Origin of the sequence: Chryseobacterium sp. AG844, assembly GCF_003182335.1 — a bacterium.
Lineage (GTDB): Bacteria > Bacteroidota > Bacteroidia > Flavobacteriales > Weeksellaceae > Chryseobacterium > Chryseobacterium cupriresistens.
In genome coordinates, this window is record NZ_QGTV01000004.1 from 258,724 (window position 1) to 276,608 (window position 17,885).

The 17,885-nt window shown below is 36.6% G+C and carries 16 protein-coding genes; 11 read left to right on the plus strand and 5 right to left on the minus strand.

All coding sequences use genetic code 11. From position 1 onward, the window contains the following. The first annotated feature begins 17 nt into the window (after window positions 1-17). The 5 genes from mreC to DEU40_RS06790 all read left to right on the plus strand — a co-directional run bounded on the left by mreC (window position 18) and on the right by DEU40_RS06790 (window position 5,308). On the plus strand, window positions 18-872 hold the full coding sequence (gene mreC / locus DEU40_RS06770) for a rod shape-determining protein MreC (protein WP_110009128.1): 855 nt from the start codon (window positions 18-20) through the stop codon (window positions 870-872). Next, entirely contained in the window at window positions 865-1,371 is a 507-nt protein-coding gene (locus DEU40_RS06775) for a hypothetical protein (RefSeq protein ID WP_002982456.1), read from the plus strand. The genes mreC and DEU40_RS06775 overlap by 8 nt, the downstream gene beginning before the upstream one ends. Then, window positions 1,368-3,413 (plus strand): peptidoglycan D,D-transpeptidase FtsI family protein, encoded by a 2,046-nt coding sequence (locus DEU40_RS06780; protein WP_110009129.1) that lies wholly within the window; start codon window positions 1,368-1,370, stop codon window positions 3,411-3,413. Before DEU40_RS06775 ends, DEU40_RS06780 begins: the two co-directional genes overlap by 4 nt. Next, complete coding sequence (gene rodA / locus DEU40_RS06785) at window positions 3,410-4,639, plus strand: rod shape-determining protein RodA (RefSeq protein WP_110009130.1); 1,230 nt, start codon at window positions 3,410-3,412, stop codon at window positions 4,637-4,639. Before DEU40_RS06780 ends, rodA begins: the two co-directional genes overlap by 4 nt. Before the next feature lie 87 nt (window positions 4,640-4,726). Then, on the plus strand, window positions 4,727-5,308 hold the full coding sequence (locus DEU40_RS06790; RefSeq protein WP_110009131.1) for a pentapeptide repeat-containing protein: 582 nt from the start codon (window positions 4,727-4,729) through the stop codon (window positions 5,306-5,308). 186 nt (window positions 5,309-5,494) lie between these two features. Here DEU40_RS06790 and DEU40_RS06795 read toward each other — a convergent pair whose 3' ends face one another. The 4 genes from DEU40_RS06795 to DEU40_RS06810 all read right to left on the minus strand — a co-directional run bounded on the left by DEU40_RS06795 (window position 5,495) and on the right by DEU40_RS06810 (window position 10,711). After that, on the minus strand, window positions 5,495-6,205 hold the full coding sequence (locus tag DEU40_RS06795; protein WP_110009132.1) for a C40 family peptidase: 711 nt from the start codon (window positions 6,203-6,205) through the stop codon (window positions 5,495-5,497). Window positions 6,206-6,543: 338 nt separating this feature from the next. Beyond that, window positions 6,544-8,739 (minus strand): glutamine synthetase III, encoded by a 2,196-nt coding sequence (locus DEU40_RS06800; RefSeq protein ID WP_110009133.1) that lies wholly within the window; start codon window positions 8,737-8,739, stop codon window positions 6,544-6,546. A gap of 252 nt (window positions 8,740-8,991) precedes the next feature. After that, window positions 8,992-9,396 (minus strand): hypothetical protein, encoded by a 405-nt coding sequence (locus DEU40_RS06805; protein ID WP_110009134.1) that lies wholly within the window; start codon window positions 9,394-9,396, stop codon window positions 8,992-8,994. Continuing rightward, window positions 9,386-10,711: a hypothetical protein gene (locus DEU40_RS06810; protein ID WP_110009135.1), complete on the minus strand. Its 1,326-nt coding sequence runs from the start codon at window positions 10,709-10,711 to the stop codon at window positions 9,386-9,388. Before DEU40_RS06810 ends, DEU40_RS06805 begins: the two co-directional genes overlap by 11 nt. A gap of 173 nt (window positions 10,712-10,884) precedes the next feature. Here DEU40_RS06810 and DEU40_RS06815 point away from each other — a divergent pair, with 173 nt between their 5' ends. The 4 genes from DEU40_RS06815 to DEU40_RS06830 all read left to right on the plus strand — a co-directional run bounded on the left by DEU40_RS06815 (window position 10,885) and on the right by DEU40_RS06830 (window position 15,564). Continuing rightward, window positions 10,885-12,576, plus strand: a complete 1,692-nt coding sequence (locus DEU40_RS06815; RefSeq protein ID WP_110009136.1) for a DUF6909 family protein — start codon at window positions 10,885-10,887, stop codon at window positions 12,574-12,576. A gap of 46 nt (window positions 12,577-12,622) precedes the next feature. Then, entirely contained in the window at window positions 12,623-13,102 is a 480-nt protein-coding gene (locus DEU40_RS06820; protein ID WP_171006245.1) for a cysteine peptidase family C39 domain-containing protein, read from the plus strand. 4 nt (window positions 13,103-13,106) lie between these two features. Continuing rightward, a complete protein-coding gene (locus DEU40_RS06825; protein ID WP_110009138.1) occupies window positions 13,107-13,583 on the plus strand; it encodes a DinB family protein in 477 nt (158 codons plus the stop codon). A gap of 142 nt (window positions 13,584-13,725) precedes the next feature. Next, window positions 13,726-15,564, plus strand: coding sequence for a M1 family metallopeptidase (locus DEU40_RS06830; RefSeq protein WP_110009139.1), 1,839 nt, complete (start codon window positions 13,726-13,728; stop codon window positions 15,562-15,564). A 47-nt stretch (window positions 15,565-15,611) separates the two neighbouring features. Here DEU40_RS06830 and DEU40_RS06835 read toward each other — a convergent pair whose 3' ends face one another. After that, window positions 15,612-16,214, minus strand: coding sequence for a hypothetical protein (locus tag DEU40_RS06835; protein WP_137904450.1), 603 nt, complete (start codon window positions 16,212-16,214; stop codon window positions 15,612-15,614). Window positions 16,215-16,403: 189 nt separating this feature from the next. On the opposite strand from DEU40_RS06835, the gene DEU40_RS06840 reads away from it, so the two are divergent. Together DEU40_RS06840 and DEU40_RS06845 are read left to right on the plus strand one after the other, a co-directional pair. Then, window positions 16,404-17,162: a type III pantothenate kinase gene (locus DEU40_RS06840; protein ID WP_110009141.1), complete on the plus strand. Its 759-nt coding sequence runs from the start codon at window positions 16,404-16,406 to the stop codon at window positions 17,160-17,162. 68 nt (window positions 17,163-17,230) lie between these two features. After that, complete coding sequence (locus DEU40_RS06845; RefSeq protein WP_110009142.1) at window positions 17,231-17,758, plus strand: GNAT family N-acetyltransferase; 528 nt, start codon at window positions 17,231-17,233, stop codon at window positions 17,756-17,758. The last annotated feature ends 127 nt before the right edge of the window (window positions 17,759-17,885 follow it).

Genomic DNA, 17,885 nt, shown 5'->3' on the forward strand with positions numbered 1-17,885 from the left:
TACGACTTTATATCTGAATGGGATTTTTGCTGAGATTATTTTCGAAGAATACTCTTTTCGTCTTCTTTATATTCCTGCAAATTATTGCTCTGGTTTTGATATTCTCAAGAAATGCCATGCAGAGATCCTGGATTGCGGGCCAAACGGCTGCGTTTAATTCCTGGGTTTCCGGATATATTGATGAAGGAGTTTCTTATCTGAAGCTAAAACAGATCAATGAAGATCTTGTGGTTCAGAATAAAGCCCTTATGACTGAGCTCTATGGAAAAGACGGAGAAAAAAATCCTGTTTTCAAAAGAGTTCATGATACCATTGGTGGCGGGCAGATCTATACCTTTGTTGATGGAGAGATTGTTTTCAACAGTATCAACAGAAGAAATAACTATTTTACAATCAACCGTGGCCGTAGAGACGGAGTCTTTCCTCAAATGGGAGTAATGGCGCCGAGAGGTATTGCGGGAATTGTAATCAATTCTACAGATAGTTATGCATTGGTTCAATCCGTGTTAAGTGTCAACAAGATAAGAATTAATGCAGCACTTAAAAACTCAGGGTATTTTGGTACTTTAACATGGAACGGAGATAACTCAAGGGTAATGCACCTGTCGGATATTCCAAAATATGTTGCACTAAAAGTAGGTGATACTGTTGTTACAGATGGTAAATCTGCTATTTTTCCTAAGGGAGTTACCATTGGTACCATTGCAGGATACTCTGTAGATAATAAAACCGGCTTCTGGGATATTTCCGTAGAGCTGAGTGAAAAAATGGGAACGTTGAATAAAGTGTATGTAGTGAAGAATCTTAAGAAAGCAGAAGTGCAGAAGATTCAGGACACTATGCAGGCTGTAATAAAAAAGGAAAATGATTAGCAGGACTTTATTTACCGATATATTGATCATGATCTTTCTTGTTGCATTACAGATATTTGTATTGAACAGGATTACGCTTTTCGGGAAATATACTCCGGTATTATATCCTGTATTTGTCATGTTCTATCCGTTTTTCAGAAACAAATTTCAATTCCTGGCATTGAGTTTTTTAATAGGATTGTCTATTGACGGTTTTCTTTATTCGTGGGGAATCAATGCATTTGCAACAACGTTAATTGCCTATTTCAGAACGTTGATCTTCAGGACTTCCACAGATACGTCTACGGACTTTTTCTCATTTCAGTCCCTTCAATGGGCGCAGTTTTTGCTGTTTTTATTTTCAAGCATTTTCCTGCATCAGCTTTTAGTACAGTATATCGAGTTCTTTAAGTTTAGCAGGTTTTTTGAAATATTATTTAATGTGTTGGTAACAAGTGTAATTTCATTTATCTTTATAGTCATCTACGCATTAATATTTAAAATCAAACAAAAAGTTTGAACACACGTTATTTAAAAATTTTTTCCATTCTTGTTGTCATCGCTCTTATTTTTGTGGCGAGACTTGCCTATTTGCAGCTGTTTACAGACCGTTATGCGCTGAATGCGGCCAACACCTCCATTAAAACAGAATATGTTATTCCACAGCGTGGGGTAATTTTTGACAGAAATGGTAAAATCATGGTGGGTAATCAGCCTGCTTATGAAATTTCGTTTACCCAGGCTTTGATGAAACCTGACTTTGATACACTGGCGTTTTGTAGTTTAATGAAAATTACAAAACAGGATTTTATCAATAAAATCAATGTGATCAAAAAAGAAAAATATTATTCAAAGCTGACCCCGATGACCTTCATTAAGGACCTCAGCAGAGAAGATATTGCCAGAGTTCAGGAAATTATTTTTAAGTATCCAGCATTCAACATTGTATCCAGACCTCAGCGTCAGTACGAAGTTTCCACATCCGGGAACCTTCTGGGGTATACAAGTGAGGTGAATGAAAGAGATATTAAAAAAGATTCACTATACTATTTACCGGGAGATTTCATTGGAAAAACAGGGGTTGAAAAATCCTACGAAAAAGAACTTCGTGGCGTAAAAGGTGTGAAATATATCCAGAAAGATATCAGGCTCAGGAACATAGGCTCTTATAAAAACGGAGCCCTGGATAAAGACGTCATTACGGGTAAAGATATCACATTAACGATTGATTACGACCTTCAGAGGACCGCTGAAGAAATGCTGGTCAATAAGCATGGTGCAATTGTAGCTTTAGATCCTAATAACGGAGAAGTTTTGGTTTCTGCAACCGGACCGGACATTGACCCGAACCTTTTTACAGGCCCTAATAAATCAAAAAACCTATATGCCCTTTCAAAAGATACGCTTTATGAAAATAAACCTACTTTTGACCGTGCGTTACAGGCTGGATATCCTCCGGGATCCACTTTCAAACTATTGACTGCCTTAGCGGCCATGCAGATGGGGGTAATGGATGAAAAAACTATTTTTCCTTGTGGCGGCGGATTCTTCTATAAAGGAAAAAGAATTAAAGGCCATGGTGGAGCAGATCCGCTTATCCCATCCATCCAGGTTTCGAGTAACTGTTTTTTCACCTATGCATTTATTGCCATTATCAAAAAATATCCGGGAAACCCTTCAAAAGGTGTTGATGAGTGGAAAAAAATCATGAGCAGTTTCGGAGTTGGAGAATTCTTGAATAATGACTTTGCTGTTGGGGCAAAGGGGAGAATACCTTCAGGAGATTTTTACGAGAGAAGATTTAAAGCGATCATGAAGGCAAGCGGTTCCCAGAGAACTGATTTTAAAAACTGGGATGAAATGTCTACGGGTGCCATTTATAACGGAATGGGACAGGGAGATGTTTTGGTAACTCCTATTCAGCTGGCCAATTATGTAGCGGCTATTGCTAACAGAGGATGGTATTATACTCCTCATATCGTAAAAGCAATTGATGGAAAGCCAAATCCAGACCCAAGATTTAAAGTGAAACACAAAACTCTGGTTGATCCAAAACATTTTGAGCCTGTTTTAAAAGGAATGGAAGCTGTAGTTTTAAGAGGAACTGCAAGAGGGCTGAAATCCAATGATTTTACCCAACTGGCAAAAACAGGTACTGCACAGGTACCGCAAGGAAAGGATAATTCCATCTTTGTATTGATTGCTCCTGCTGATAAACCTAAAATTGTTGTAGTAGCAGTAATGGAACATGCAGGATTTGGAGCTACCTGGGCAGGGCCAGCCTGTACCGTGATTGCTGAAAAATATATTACAGGTGATCTGAAAAGAGAACATCTTTACAAAAAAATGATTACCTCGAGTTTCATGCCTGAATACAAAAGGCAGTGGATTGCTGATTTGAAACGTAAAGGTTTGTATATTGATCCTAAACCTGACTCAATCAGACAGAAAAGAATAAAAGATAGCCTGGAGCAGGTAAAACAGCAAAAGGCTAAGCTGCAAAAGAAAATAAACGAAGAGACTAAAAAAAATAACACTGCTAAAAAAACTGCGAAGCAATGAAATGGACAGAAGGAATAGATAAACTTGGCCTTGGGCTGTATTTCCTGCTTTGCATTTTCGCGATTGCAAATATTTACAGTGTGGACCAGAAACTGGGTGAGAAACAGTTGATCTTTTTCTGTATCTCATTATTTGTTGGGCTTATCATCTTTGTCAGCAGAAGTAAATTCTTCGAGAATATGGCAGGGATTATTTATATTGGCGGTGTGCTGCTGCTGATAGGGCTTTTCCCGTTTGGTAAAGAAATCCTTGGCCAGAAGAACTGGTATAAGTTCGGAAGTTTTACCATGCAGCCCGTGGAGTTCGCCAAAATAGGAACCGCTTTAATGCTCGCTAATTATGTTTCAGGACCTGATTTTAATCTTAAAAACAGAAAGTCTTTATGGACTACTTTAGCCATTGTTGGTATTCCGGCAGCAGTAGTTCTTGCTATTCCGGATGTGGGCTCCATGCTTGTATTTATTGCATTTTTCATTGCTTTATATAGAGAAGGGCTGAGCGGGCTTTTATTTGGTATAGGATTTATTTTTGCCGGAGTTTTCCTGATCTCGCTGGCTATTCCTCCTGTTTATGTTGCGGTTGCAGTTTTGCTGATTGCCGGTGTGCTGATTGCAATGAATTATCATAGAATGTCATGGGATGTAATTTCTATTTCAGGAATTACGGGCTCTATTCTTTTATTGTGCGGACTGGCTTTCGGGTCTCCTTATATTTTAGAAAAACTGCCTAAGCACCAGAGAGAAAGGATTGAGGTTCTTTACAAAGGAGAAAAGGCATTCAGAGATACTTCCGGATACAATCTTTTGTATTCCAAAACAGCGATCGGATCCGGCGGGCTTTGGGGAAAAGGATATCGTGAGGGCTCTGTAACCCAGGGGAAATTTGTGCCAGAGCAGCAGACAGACTATATTTTCTGCGCGGTAGGGGAAGAGTGGGGATTTATCGGAAGTGCTATTCTGGTGCTTGCTTATGTGGTATACATAGGAAGAATCTATTATCTTTCTGAACAGCAAAAATCAACTTTTAACCGTGTATTCGGATATTGCTTTGCCTCGATTCTGTTGATGCACTTTTCGATCAATCTGGGAATGGTAATGGGGCTTTTCCCGACAGTTGGGATTCCGCTTCCTTATTTCAGTTATGGAGGAAGTTCTTTACTGGCATTCTCTATGATGACTTTTATTTTCTTTAAACTTAATTACTCTGATAAGAACAGTTTGGTGTAAAAGAGAGAGTTTGGAAGCTGGATGATGGAAGTTTATCATTGTTCTGCTGATCATTCATCTTCAAAATCAACTTCATCAACAATTTGTATGAAACAATCCTATTTCTCAGACGAAGATTTCGAGAGCAGAGATTTCACGCAACTTCCTTTAGAAAAAAGTGAGTACGAAAACTGTACGTTCAGAAACTGTAATTTTGAATACGGAAATCTATCCGGTTTCAGCTTTACAGACTGTGAATTTCTCGGGTGCAATCTCAGTATGGTAAAACTGATCAAAACAGCTTTTCACGAGGTTGTTTTTAAAGAATGTAAAATGTTCGGGCTTCAGTTTAATGATTGCAATGCATTCGGATTATCCTTTACATTTGATGGAAGTTTATTAAACAATTCCGTTTTTTATCAGACATCCGTTAAAAAAACTGTTTTCAAAAATTCAAAATTAATTGAGGTGGATTTCAGTGAATGTGATCTGTCCAATGCAGTCTTCAGTAACTGCGATTTGTCGGGCGCCGTTTTTGACGGTACAAATCTGGAAAAAACAGATTTCAGGACTTCGGTTAATTATTCGATAGATCCGGCTTTAAACAGGCTTAAAAAGGCCAGATTTTCGCTTTCTGAGATCCATGGTCTGTTGTATAAGCTGGATATTGAAATTGATAAGAACAGCTGATGTCTTTGGTTAAGTTCTGTTTGTTTATAAATTTATCAATATTAAAATAATAGGAGTGGGTTTTAGCCCGTTTTTCTCCTTCTTGAATATTCAGCCTTTCTTAGCTGGAATTTAGCCGAAATAGTGTATATAAAAAAGCCATCAGGATTCTGATGGCTTCATTATTTAAATCAATTATTTATAAAATTAAAAATTTGCGGGTGTAGGAAGAGTAGCTGCTGCTAAGTTATTGTAAGCTTCTCCTTCTTCGTTGATCACTCTTTTTGCGAATCTGAATTTAGGTCCCCAATAAGAATCATTCAGTGAAGAAATCATTACTCCTTTTGATGTTGCTGCGTGGATGAATTTAATCTCACCTTCTTCAGTAACACTTTCTACAATACCTACGTGAGAAATTCTTCTTCCATGAGAAAAGAAAATCAAATCTCCCTTCTGTAACTCTCCTTTTTCAATTCTTTCACCTTCCTGAGCCTGAGATGCAGCTACTCTAGGTAAACTAAGACCTGCTGCTGCTCCGAATACAGAAAGAACAAAAGCTGAACAATCGATACCGTTTCTGGTTGTTCCTCCATATCTGTAAGGAGTTCCAAGGTATGTTTCAGCTTCTTCAAGGATACCGTCAATGGTTTTATTATGTTTGATTGCTTTTGCAATCTCAGAATTCTTAACTGCTTTTTTAGCACTAGCAATAGATGCCGCCTTTTCTGCAAGGAATGAGTCGATAAGTTTTTGCTTATCCTGCTCCATTTTTTTGTTATCTATAGAAGCTAGTTTGGCATCTGTTTTGTATTCTTTTGTGTAAGTTGCTGGTTTTGAAACCACATAATTTGTAGCACACGATTGCAATGAAACTGTAGAGACTAAAGCAACTAAATAAAACAAAACTCTTTTCTTCATATATATTTGATTATCCGTGTTAAAAAGGAATATTTATTTTCAAAAGCAATACAAAAGTAGAGATTCCGAGCAAAAGACCCCTGATATGATAATTGTCAGGATCTTATTTTAACACATTTTAACATATAATTTACATATGTTAAAGAAAAATAAACCGCAACAGCCTTTTTTTGGTAAGTGTGCGGTTTTTTTTATTAAGATTCTTTAACAAACTTCTTCGATTTTCTTCTATATATCACGTTTTGTGATTCAAAGTCTTAATTTTCAGTGCTGTTAAAAAAACAAAAAAATTCCCCGGAAAACCGGGGAATTTAAACTAATATGGAACTTTACAGGTGTTATTTGGTAAACAACATTTCTCTGTATTTTGTCATTGGCCAAAGCTCATCATCCACCATCATTTCCAAAGCATCAGAAGCTTCTCTGATAGGATCAAATAATGGTTTTACTTTGTTACAATAGTTTTCTGCCTGTTTTTGGCTGTCTGATATGGTTTTTGCAGCCTCTCTGGCTTTGATAAGATCTTCAACACCAAGCTTGATTTTAGAAACATTTTCAGAAATGCTTGTAATTAAACTCATTTGCTCTTTTGCCAGCGTTTTAAATTCTTTATCACCAAAGATATCTTTAAGACCTTTTACATTTTCAATTAATCTGTTCTGATAATTTAATGCAGATGGAATGATGTGGTTTCTGGCGATATCACTTAATACTCTTGCTTCAATATCAATTACAGTAGAGTATTTCTCTAATTTAATCTCGTTTCTCGCTTCAACTTCTCTGTGGTTGAAAATTCCCATCTCTTCATAAAGGTCTAGGAACTTCTTGTCCATTTCCTGTTTTAAAGCTTCAGGAGTGGTCTTAAGGTTGTTCAATCCTCTTTTCTTAGCTTCTTTCGCCCAGTCATCAGAATATCCGTCACCTTCAAACATAATGTTTTTACACTGCTTGATGTATTCTCTCAATACATTAAAGATCGCTTCGTCTTTCTTAAGACCGGTTTCAATTAAAGCATCCACTTCTTTCTTGAAATCATTAAGCTGTTTAGCTGCAATCGTGTTCATTACGGTCATAGACTCTGCACAGTTTGCAGAAGAACCTACCGCTCTGATCTCAAATTTATTTCCTGTAAATGCAAATGGTGAAGTTCTGTTTCTGTCTGTGTTATCCAACAGGATTTCAGGAATCTTACCAACTACATTTAATTTTAATTCTGTTTTCTCTTCCGGAGATAATTTTCCGCTGGTTACCTTTTCAAGTTCTTCCAATACACTGAACAGCTGGCTTCCGATGAATACGGAAATAATTGCCGGCGGCGCTTCGTTGGCACCAAGTCTGTGGTCATTGCTTGCAGATGCGATACTTGCTCTTAGAAGATCTGCATATTCGTGAACCGCTTTAATGGTGTTAACAAAGAATGTCAGGAACTGTAAGTTTTTCTTTGGATTTTTTCCAGGGCTTAACAGGTTTTCACCAGTATCTGTTGCTAAAGACCAGTTGTTGTGCTTTCCGCTTCCGTTTACTCCTGCGAATGGTTTTTCGTGGAAAAGAATATGGAAGTGGTGTTTGTGTGCTACTCTTGCCATGATGTCCATCAACAAAGAGTTGTGGTCTACCGCAACGTTTACTTCTTCAAACATTGGTGCAAGCTCAAACTGGTTAGGGGCAACCTCGTTGTGTCTTGTTGTGGCAGGAATTCCCAATTTCATACATTCGATTTCCAGCTCTTTCATGAAGTTCATTACTCTTGTAGGAATAGAACCGAAATAGTGGTCGTCCAATTGCTGTCCTTTTGCAGGAGAATGTCCTAATAAGGTCTTACCTGTTAATACAAGGTCAGGACGAGATTGGTATAATGCTGAATCAACAAGGAAATATTCCTGCTCCCAACCCAAAGTAGGAGTTACCTTCGTTACGTTTTTGTCAAAATACTGCATTACGTTAGTCGCAGCTTCATCTACAGCATTCAAAGCTCTCAAAAGAGGTGCTTTGTAATCTAATGTTTCTCCTGTATAAGAGATGAAGATGGAAGGAATACATAATGTAGTTCCCATAATGAATGCCGGAGACGTAGGGTCCCAAGCTGTATAACCTCTTGCTTCAAAAGTATTTCTGATACCTCCGTTAGGGAAAGACGATGCATCCGGCTCCTGCTGGATAAGCATGTTTCCACTGAATCTTTCAATGGCTCTGCCTCCTTCGATTGGAGTGAAGAAAGAATCGTGCTTTTCTGCAGTAGTACCCGTCAAAGGCTGAAACCAGTGCGTATAGTGTGTTACACCTTTGCTCATTGCCCAGTCTTTCATCGCTACAGCTACCTGATCTGCAATATGTCTCTGAATTTTAGTTCCTTTTTTAATAGCATCCATGATAGAACCGAATGCTTCTTTTGTTAAATATTCTCTCATGGTTTCTTCTGAGAAAACATTTTTACAGAATAGCTCTGATAATTTCGCAGGGATCTCAACAGAGTTGTCTTTTCTGAAATCCTTAAATGGAAGGGTTTCTAATGCTTTGAATCTTAAGGTTGACATAATTGGGTTGATTTTTTACAGCGCAAATTTACAAAAAAAATGAATTGAAAACATTTTAACCCTAAAAATTTTAGGGGTTGTTTGAGATTTTATATAATATAAACAATTGTTTGGTGTTTTTTTACAGGGGTGTTTTGTAGTTTTGTATTCAGAAGCACTTGGAGTATGGAAGCTAATTGTCCGGACGGTGCAAAGAGCAATTGTATTTGCTGTCTTCCAGGATATATCAAATTAAAATTACAATTATTTAACTTAATTTTTGAGATTTTTTCTGAAAATAAATAAAAATATAGGCAGAAAAATAAAAAATGAATAGAGAAAAGGCCTAAAATAATCCATATCATAAACATCAAATACATAGAATAAAACATGAGTTCCAAAAGTTATGAAGAGATATGGTAATATTTTTTTAGAAGAAATCACCTGGTTTACAAAGAACATGGTCAGCATTTGAAGGAGAATTACCAAAGGGAACTTATCAAATAATCCATAGATTCCTGCAAAAGGGGATATTAAAATTGATTTAATAATTTGGGTAAGGTTTGGTGCTTCATCAAGCTGAAACAAAAAAAATAAAGCTCTGATAGGAAAGTATATAAAGATATGACAAATCCATATTTTCCAAAAAAGAGAAATTCTGTTTAATTTATTTTTCATAAGGTTTAATAATTTTTACAATTTCATTATTGACTGTTCCATCTGGATTTAGTTTGCCCTTGAACCCATACCATTTTGGTTTATGCTTGTATAAATATAGCATTAATAACGGTAAGTCTATTCTAAACTGTGAATCTGTTACTTTAGCATTAGGTGTAAAATCATCGAATGCCGGAACAATGTCGTTGAACCAACTAATTGCCTGAGCTCCGGCTCCATGCCATCCACCCTGAGGGTCTTTGTCTGCCATATTCTGAAACCTGGATATAGTTGATGAACTTGTTTTTCCATAAATGGGAGGAGCTACAACCCCTTGCTCATGTTGTATAAATTCTTTATCCCAGAGGTAAGCGGCGTCTCCTTTTAAAGGAGTTTTAGCATATTGACCATACATAAGCTCATGAAATTTGGTTATTGCAAAATCACAGATCCCTAAATTTAATTCATTTAAAATAGTTTCAACATCATTTGCTAGAAAACTATTCCCTCCTTCCAGTGAGTTTGATAATGCTTTTACCAATCCTTTAGCGCCTTTGCACCATTTTACATCATGCCCGAATCGATTTTTAATATTCCAGTCCACGCCCTCGTAAAAATCATAAATTTGTTTGAAAGGGGCAAGTCTTCCTGGTATTTTGTGTTCAATAATATAAGAATAGGCTCTTCTCCAGGTATCATTATTTTCTGCCCTGTCTTTTGTCAGCCATGAACCATCCTGTCCTTTCCAGTCTTCTATTTTTATAGCTTTGTTTCGTAAAGCAAGTTTGTATGTTTCATAATCGGGAAATTCTCCTCCAATATATTTTTCTACAGAATTTTTGTTGGTGAGGAAATCATACATCAACTGAGGAAAATTATTACCAACATAATTTTTGGGAAGGAGTATTTTAATTTTACCCCCATCAATATTAATGTATTTTGAATGATGTATGGCAGAATCAAAGTATTTTACTCTAGAAGATCCTTCTACAATTTCTATAACAAGTGGATTGATGTTTTGCTCCACATCTTTTACCCCTACGTAGTTGAAAAGAATATTAATTACCGGAAAAATTTTTCCCACAATAAAGACTCTTTCTTTTGGGAAAATATCTGTAGAATAATCAGATAACTGAATGGGCTTAATATATTTTCTGTAATAATTTGCATTACGAATCTGAAAAAGAGTTTTTACCGTATTAAGTTCTGTTTTATTGAGAAAGAGAACATCTGCGTCTTCCCTATCTTTTACTGTTAATATTTCCTGTTCTGCAAGACTTGAAATTCTCATCGATGGATATTGGGTATGTAACCCTAATCTTTTTGGATAGCTCATCTGTATATGTTTTAATTATGAATATATGACAAACTTAGGCTTGGAAGACGCCAAATCTCGACGTATTAAAAACAAATAGGCATCAGCCTGAAGGATATGTTTTAAACGACTTGTTAAAAGACAGTTAAAATAAAGTGGGCAAAGATTTTGTATATTTGTGTGAAATTTATTTTATGACAAATTCTAGAGCAAGAGAAACAACAGAGGCTATTGAAAGACTATACATCTCTATGAGACACTTATTTTATAGAGGATTTTTCAAGCCGGGCGGAGTTTCAGGAGAAAGTATCAGAAGTTTGTTAAAGACCATCAATCCGGAAATTTATGGAACCATGAATATTCCGAGCAAATTGGAATTGGACGGTTTGATGTATGTACTGGACAGACTTCCGGAAGGAATTGAAGAATGTGCTTTTATTCATCTTACATCTGATGAAGGGTTTGATAAAGGAAGTTTCGAACCTATTGTTCCCAAGAAAAGAAGAAGAAACTGTTATAGAATAGACGAACACCAGATGAATATTGAGGTTCTTTTGGGCCGTTCCGAAATTTATGACATTCTTACCCACCTTACCTTCCTTTTTATAGAAGCTGACAAAGTCCGTAATCTGGCATTTATCCAGGATGAAAACTGGAAGCCGACACGTGCCTTCAAAATTATTGAGGAAGTGGTAAAAGGTGAAAAGAAATACAGCAGAAAAGAAAAAGAAGTAGCACTTATTCATCTTTCTTCTTTAATAGGAAGATCTTTTGATGAGACTTTAAGAGCTTATAATACTTTTGGTGACGATCATAATCCTGACCGTCTGTTCAAAATCATTTACAACTTAGCAAAAGTAAGTCTTGATGATGCAAAAGGAAGCAGAGAAAGAGAGATTCATTTCAGTTCTATATTAAAAGAAAGAGTAGGTCACCATTATTTTGGTGAAAAATGGGCGAACAAAGTGAAAGAGGTTTTATTTGAAAATAATCTTCATATGCGTCCGTTACATATTATTTCAGCCAACATGCACTCGGTGAAAAATATGCTGTATGCCAATAATGCCCTTAAAAAGAAGCAGCACCACGAGGTGGATTATAAACTGTACGAAGAGATCTCCAACAAGAAAGAACTTCGTGATAAAGTTTTAAAATATGCTTTGGAGGAAGGAATGATCCATATTGCAGACAAGAGCGGAAGTAATATTGATGTTCAGATCATAGACCTCAGCAAAACAGACCTGAAGAATACCCCGTTTGCAGACATCAAGTTCTCAGGTGATGACGTGGTAATGGTTTTTGACTATGCTTTCGGAGAGCAGGCTTTTGAAGTAATGGACGAATTGCTGAGACCTTTTGAACATAAAGGAGAAGTATACATGATGCATGTAAAATCCGTTTCCATCATGGGTAAAGCAGGTATTCTTACCGGAGCGAAGGGGGATATTATGATCCCTACTTCTCATATTTTTGAAGGAACTGCAGATAATTATCCTTTTGAAAATGCCTTAAAGCTGGAAGATTTCAACGATGATGAATTAAAAGCTTTTGAAGGTCCAATGATTACCGTTCTGGGAACCTCTCTACAGAATAAAGATATTCTTTCCTATTTTATGAATACTTCATGGAAAGCTATTGGTCTTGAAATGGAAGGAGCACACTACCAGAAAGCTATTCAGGTGGCATCCAAGATCAGACACCATATTTCACCGGATTTGTTTGTCATGTATGCCTATTATGCATCGGATAATCCGCTGGAAACGGGAAGTACATTATCTTCAGGAGGTTTGGGTCTTACAGGAGTAAAACCAACGTATCTGATCACTTTAAGAATCCTTGAGAAGATTTTAAGAAGCGGTAAGAAAGAAGCTTCTGCTAAAAAATAATTACATTTTTAAGATGACTTTTCTTTATAAATTAAGAAATAATTTCATGAGCGTATCTTTTATGCTCATGATTTTTTTTGTATCAAGTTGTAATGTAAAAGAAGAACAAAATTTTCCTTTTTACCAACAAACGAATGAAAATAACTGTGGCCCTGCTTGCTTAAAAATGATTTTTGAGTATTATGGAAAAATATATTCAGAAAAGTATTTGGGCGAAATGACTCATGTCAATAGTAATGGAACAACTATGCTTGAATTATCTGATGCCTCGGAATCGCTGGGATTTAAACCTATAGGACTAAAGGTTGATTTTCTAAATCTGAGTAAAAATGTAAATTTACCATGTATTGCTTATTGGAAATCTAAACACTTCGTAGTAGTTTATAAGATAGAAAATTCAAAAGTTTATGTAGCAGATCCAGGAGACACCTTAAAGGTTTATGATAAGGATGAGTTTTGTAATTTGTGGGAGGATCCTCAATATATTGGTGAAAAAACTGGTTATATTTTAGAAATTAATAAATAAAATTATGAGCCAAATCTTACAATTATCAAAAAGATTCAGAGAAGTACTGCTTGACGGTCTCTGGATCGCCAATACCAATTTTAAAGATCAGCTTTCAGAGGTGACCTGGGAACAGGCGGTAACAAAAGTAGATGCTTTGAATACCATTGCGATGCTTACTTTTCACATTGATTATTATATTGCAGGAATCGTTAATGTTTTTGAAGGCGGGGGTCTTGAAATCAAAGACCAATTCAGTTTTGATCTTCCTCCCATAGAATCTCAAAAACAATGGGAAGATCTTTTAAATAAGCTATGGGCAGATTCTGAAAAATTTGCATCATTACTGGAACAAATGCCGGATTCCCAACTGGATGAGGTTTTCGTTGATGAAAAATATGGAACTTACCGAAGAAATATCGATGGAATGATTGAACACAGCTATTATCATCTGGGACAGATTACTTTAATTAAAAAACTGTTGAAAAGCAGATCAAACTAACCATTTATATTTTCCAAAAAAGAATTTAACAATACAGATTAAAACCTATCTAAAACCATAACAAACAGAATAAAACCTCAGAATAACTCCTATTTGAGGTTCTTACTTAAATTAACTACCTTTAGAAAAAATAAAATTTTAAATGAGAAAATCGGCTGCAATCATTTTTGCGTTTATCATTTCACAATTTCAGGCTCAGCAAGGAGCTTATTATCAGCAGGCTGCGAAGTACAAGATGGATATTGATGTCAATGCTGAAAAATTTACCTATCAGGGAAAACAAACTTTAGAATACACCAACAATTCACCCGATGAGCTGAATGTGGTTTATTTCCACTTATACTGGAATGCTTTCAAACCTAATTCCATGATGGATCAGAGAGTAGCTTCACAGGGAAAAAATGGTGATGGGAGACTTCAAAAAGACGGTATTTCAAGACTGGCTTCCATTCCAAAAGACCAGGAAGGTGCTCAGAACATTCACTGGATTAAACAAAATGGGAAAGACCTGAAGTTTGAAGTTCAGGAAACCATTATGAAAGTGTATCTGACAGAACCAATCAAGCCTAATTCTACGACTACTTTTACAATGGATTGGGATGCTGTGATTCCTATGCAGATCAGAAGAAGCGGAAGAAACAACAGGGAAGGAGTAGACATGACCATGACGCAATGGTACCCAAAAATTGCTGAATACGATTATGATGGCTGGGCCACTTTCGATTATCTGGGAAGAGAATTCCATGCACCGTTCTCCGATTTTGATGTTACCATTAAAATCAATAAAGATTATGTAGTGGGAGCAGGAGGAATTCTGGAAAATCCAACAGAAGTAAAAGGCTACGATGCCAATGCCAAAATAAAAACAGAAAAAGACAAGAAAGCGGTCTGGAAATGGACCGCAAAAAATATCCTTGATTTCGCATGGAGTGCAGACAGAGATTATTCTGTAGAAAGCTTCAATGTTCCGGAAGGCCCGAAAGTATATCTGGTGTATCAGAAAAATGATAAAACGAAAGCATGGGGTGAAGCTCAGCCTTATATCACGAAGTATTTCCAGATCATGAATGCTCACTTCGGAAAATATGTATATCCTACCTATGCATTTATCCAGGGAGGAGACGGCGGAATGGAATACGGGATGTGTACCATGATTTTAGGAGAAGCTAAAAGTGTTAAAGATTTGATGGGATTAATGGCTCATGAGGGGGCTCACTCATGGTATCAGCAGATGCTTGCTACGAATGAATCCGTGCGCCCTTGGATGGATGAAGGTTTTACAAGCTATGCGGAAGGCTATACCATGTATCAGTTATTCCCTGAAGATCTTCCGAATCCTTTTGTTGAAAGATTAGATGCTTATAGAAATTTTGTTAAAAAAGGAATTGAAGAACCTGCCGTTTGGTTAGGTGACCATCATGATAACGGTACATCTTATACCTATGCATCCTATGTCAAAGGAGAGTTGTATCTGGTGCAGCTTGGATATATTATGGGAGAGCAGAATCTTGCCGAAACCTTAAAGCAATATTATGACCAGTGGAGTATGAAGCATCCTTCAGACAGAGACTTCCTTCACATTGCACAGAAAGTTTCGGGGATGGACTTGAAATGGTTCCATAATTACTGGATCAATACGACAAAAACTATCGATTACGGAATTAAGGATGTAAAGTATGATGCGAAATCTACCACCATTACCCTGATTAATAATGGTCAGGTCCCGATGCCGATTGATTTTGGTGTGATGACTACCGATAAGAAAGTTGTTACCTATCAGATTCCGATGAATATGACCCACACATGGAAAGAAAAGGATATTTATGGTGAGTTTAAAACAATGCCTTACTGGCCATGGACTCAGAAAGAATATACCCTTACTATTCCTTACACAAAATCCCAATTGTCTGTCCTGGGAATCGATTTCAGCCAGAGAATTGCAGATGTGAATATGGAAAATAATTTTGTTGAAGTAAAATAATTATAAATATATCACATAAAAATCCACAGATGAGTCTGTGGATTTTTTTATTGTATTCCAAATTGCTGTACCATCCAGTGATTGGGATGATTTTGGGTAAGATCCTTCCTCAAATTTTCATCTTTGGTATTTAGATAACTGTAAACCTTTAAAGGAACAGAATCCGGATATTCTTTTAAACCGCTTGCGACCGTCATTTTCGCTTCTTCTTTTTTTGAGCCGCTATCTAAAGCCTCTGCTTTAAAAATGTAAATGATTGCCGGAAGCTTTCCATATACTTCTTTTGTTTCGCTTTCCAGAAGATGCATAGTTTCTATCTGAAACACCGGATTGGGGCTTTTTCCTTCTGCTACGGCCTGGCTGATATGCTGCTGATACATCAAAAAAAGATAAAGCAGGTGTATATTCTTGGTATTTGAATCAGAAACTGCTTTTCGAAGTTTGTGGGTAAACTCGGGAGTCATTTCATCATTGTCAGCCTGAAGATTTTTTTGATAAAACTCATCCATCAGATCATAAACTGTTTTATCCTGAGTATCAATTTTCGACTGACTCTTTATTTTTTGTAAAATGCTTGCCATTGAATTGCCGGATTGTGCAAAAACAGAGATGCTGAGACATAGTAAAGTACCGAGGATCAGTTTTTTCATGAGTTAATCAGAATAATTATAATGTGTTATTAAATATAGTGATTTGTTCTCAGGAAAGAAAAAATAAGTGTGTCATTGTAATTTAGTTGGATAATGACAGGTTCTTTTTTTTAAAATTATTAAATTTAGTGCCTCAAAAATAAGCAGGATTTCAATTTGTGCAATGAATTTCTTCTGAAAAATATGTCAATGAATTCAATCGTAATAAACGTAGGAAACAGCAATATCAGATTCGGTCTTTTCAATGGCGATAATTGTGATATTTCGTGGGTCATCAATACAAAACCTTACAGAACAGCAGATGAACTTTATGTACAGATGCTGATGCTCTATCAAACCTATAAAATTGATCCGAAAGAGATTGATAAGGTAATTATCGGATCCGTAGTACCTCAGCTTACCAAAGTAATGAGCTCCGGGATCAAAAAAATACACGGAACAAATCCTGTGATTGTTGACAGAAATACACCTTCCGGAGTGCAGGCTAAATCCAAGCAGATGGGAACCGATATCTATGCAAACCTGGTGGCTGCACACAATTTGTACCCAAACAGAAAGAAGATTGTCATAGATTTCGGAACAGCACTTACGGCAAGCTGTGTAGCAGAAACAGGGGAGACTTTAGGAGTAATTATCGCTCCGGGAATTGTAACTTCTCTGAATTCACTGATTAACCAGACCGCACAGCTTCCGGATATCGAACTGAAGAAACCAAAATCTGTTTTGGGACTGGATACGGTAACCTGTATGCAAAGTGGTATGGTATATGGTTTTCTCGGTATGGTAGAAGGCTTTGTCAGCCGTATCAACGAAGAAGTGAACGATGATTGTTTTGTAGTGGCAACAGGAGGAGTTTCCCATGTCTATAAACCTCTGACGGATAAGATTCATGTGATGGACAGGCTCCATACATTGAAAGGTCTGTATTTCCTCGGAAAAGATTTATAAATTTAAATGATTAAGGTTGAGGTTGAATCCAGCTGATACTTTAGTTCCTCAATCTTACAATTAATATAATGGAAAAATTTCCCGTACTACAAACCGAAAGACTGATCCTTTCACAGCTGGAAGAAAAGGATATCCCTTTTATCGTTGAACTTCTTCAGCATAGGATTTTTTCTGACCTTACCTCCAATATTCCTTATCCATACGTGGAAAATGATGCCAGATCCTGGGTGGAAATGTCAAAAGAGGCTTTTGAAAATAACACAGGGTATACGTTTGCTATCCGGAATAAAGAGGGGCAAATCATAGGAGCTATCGGGCTGCATGACAGAGATGATGATAAAGCTGAACTTGGCTACTGGATAGGAATTCCTTACTGGAACAAAGGGTATGTAACCGAGGCTGCAAAAGGGATAATAGATTTTGGCTTTGATGAATTGAAGCTCAATAAAATTTTTGCCACTCATTTCCTTCACAATCCTGCTTCCGGAAGAATTATGGAGAAAATAGGAATGAAGAAGGAGGCTGTTCTCATAAAAGAAGTGAAAAAAGACGGAGAATATTTTGATCTGGTGAGATATTGTATTTTAAAAGACTAAAACAGAAAGTCTTGCTATTTATAAAATTGAAAGGTAGTGTCTCACTAACTGTGTAAGTTAAAAAGTTATTCTGGAAAATTTTGAGCCCTCATAGCTCAAAAAATTTTACGGAAATAACTTTTTATTA

Bases quoted from the DNA above. Each gene is read 5' to 3' on its own strand.
- mreC (WP_110009128.1), top strand. From the start codon at position 18: ATGGGATTTTTGCTGAGATTATTTTCGAAGAATACTCTTTTCGTCTTC.
- DEU40_RS06775 (WP_002982456.1), top strand. From the start codon at position 865: ATGATTAGCAGGACTTTATTTACCGATATATTGATCATGATCTTTCTT.
- rodA (WP_110009130.1), top strand. From the start codon at position 3,410: ATGAAATGGACAGAAGGAATAGATAAACTTGGCCTTGGGCTGTATTTC.
- DEU40_RS06790 (WP_110009131.1), top strand. From the start codon at position 4,727: ATGAAACAATCCTATTTCTCAGACGAAGATTTCGAGAGCAGAGATTTC.
- DEU40_RS06795 (WP_110009132.1), bottom strand. From the start codon at position 6,205: ATGAAGAAAAGAGTTTTGTTTTATTTAGTTGCTTTAGTCTCTACAGTT.
- DEU40_RS06800 (WP_110009133.1), bottom strand. From the start codon at position 8,739: ATGTCAACCTTAAGATTCAAAGCATTAGAAACCCTTCCATTTAAGGAT.
- DEU40_RS06805 (WP_110009134.1), bottom strand. From the start codon at position 9,396: ATGAAAAATAAATTAAACAGAATTTCTCTTTTTTGGAAAATATGGATT.
- DEU40_RS06810 (WP_110009135.1), bottom strand. From the start codon at position 10,711: ATGAGCTATCCAAAAAGATTAGGGTTACATACCCAATATCCATCGATG.
- DEU40_RS06815 (WP_110009136.1), top strand. From the start codon at position 10,885: ATGACAAATTCTAGAGCAAGAGAAACAACAGAGGCTATTGAAAGACTA.
- DEU40_RS06820 (WP_171006245.1), top strand. From the start codon at position 12,623: ATGAGCGTATCTTTTATGCTCATGATTTTTTTTGTATCAAGTTGTAAT.
- DEU40_RS06825 (WP_110009138.1), top strand. From the start codon at position 13,107: ATGAGCCAAATCTTACAATTATCAAAAAGATTCAGAGAAGTACTGCTT.
- DEU40_RS06830 (WP_110009139.1), top strand. From the start codon at position 13,726: ATGAGAAAATCGGCTGCAATCATTTTTGCGTTTATCATTTCACAATTT.
- DEU40_RS06835 (WP_137904450.1), bottom strand. From the start codon at position 16,214: ATGAAAAAACTGATCCTCGGTACTTTACTATGTCTCAGCATCTCTGTT.
- DEU40_RS06840 (WP_110009141.1), top strand. From the start codon at position 16,404: ATGAATTCAATCGTAATAAACGTAGGAAACAGCAATATCAGATTCGGT.
- DEU40_RS06845 (WP_110009142.1), top strand. From the start codon at position 17,231: ATGGAAAAATTTCCCGTACTACAAACCGAAAGACTGATCCTTTCACAG.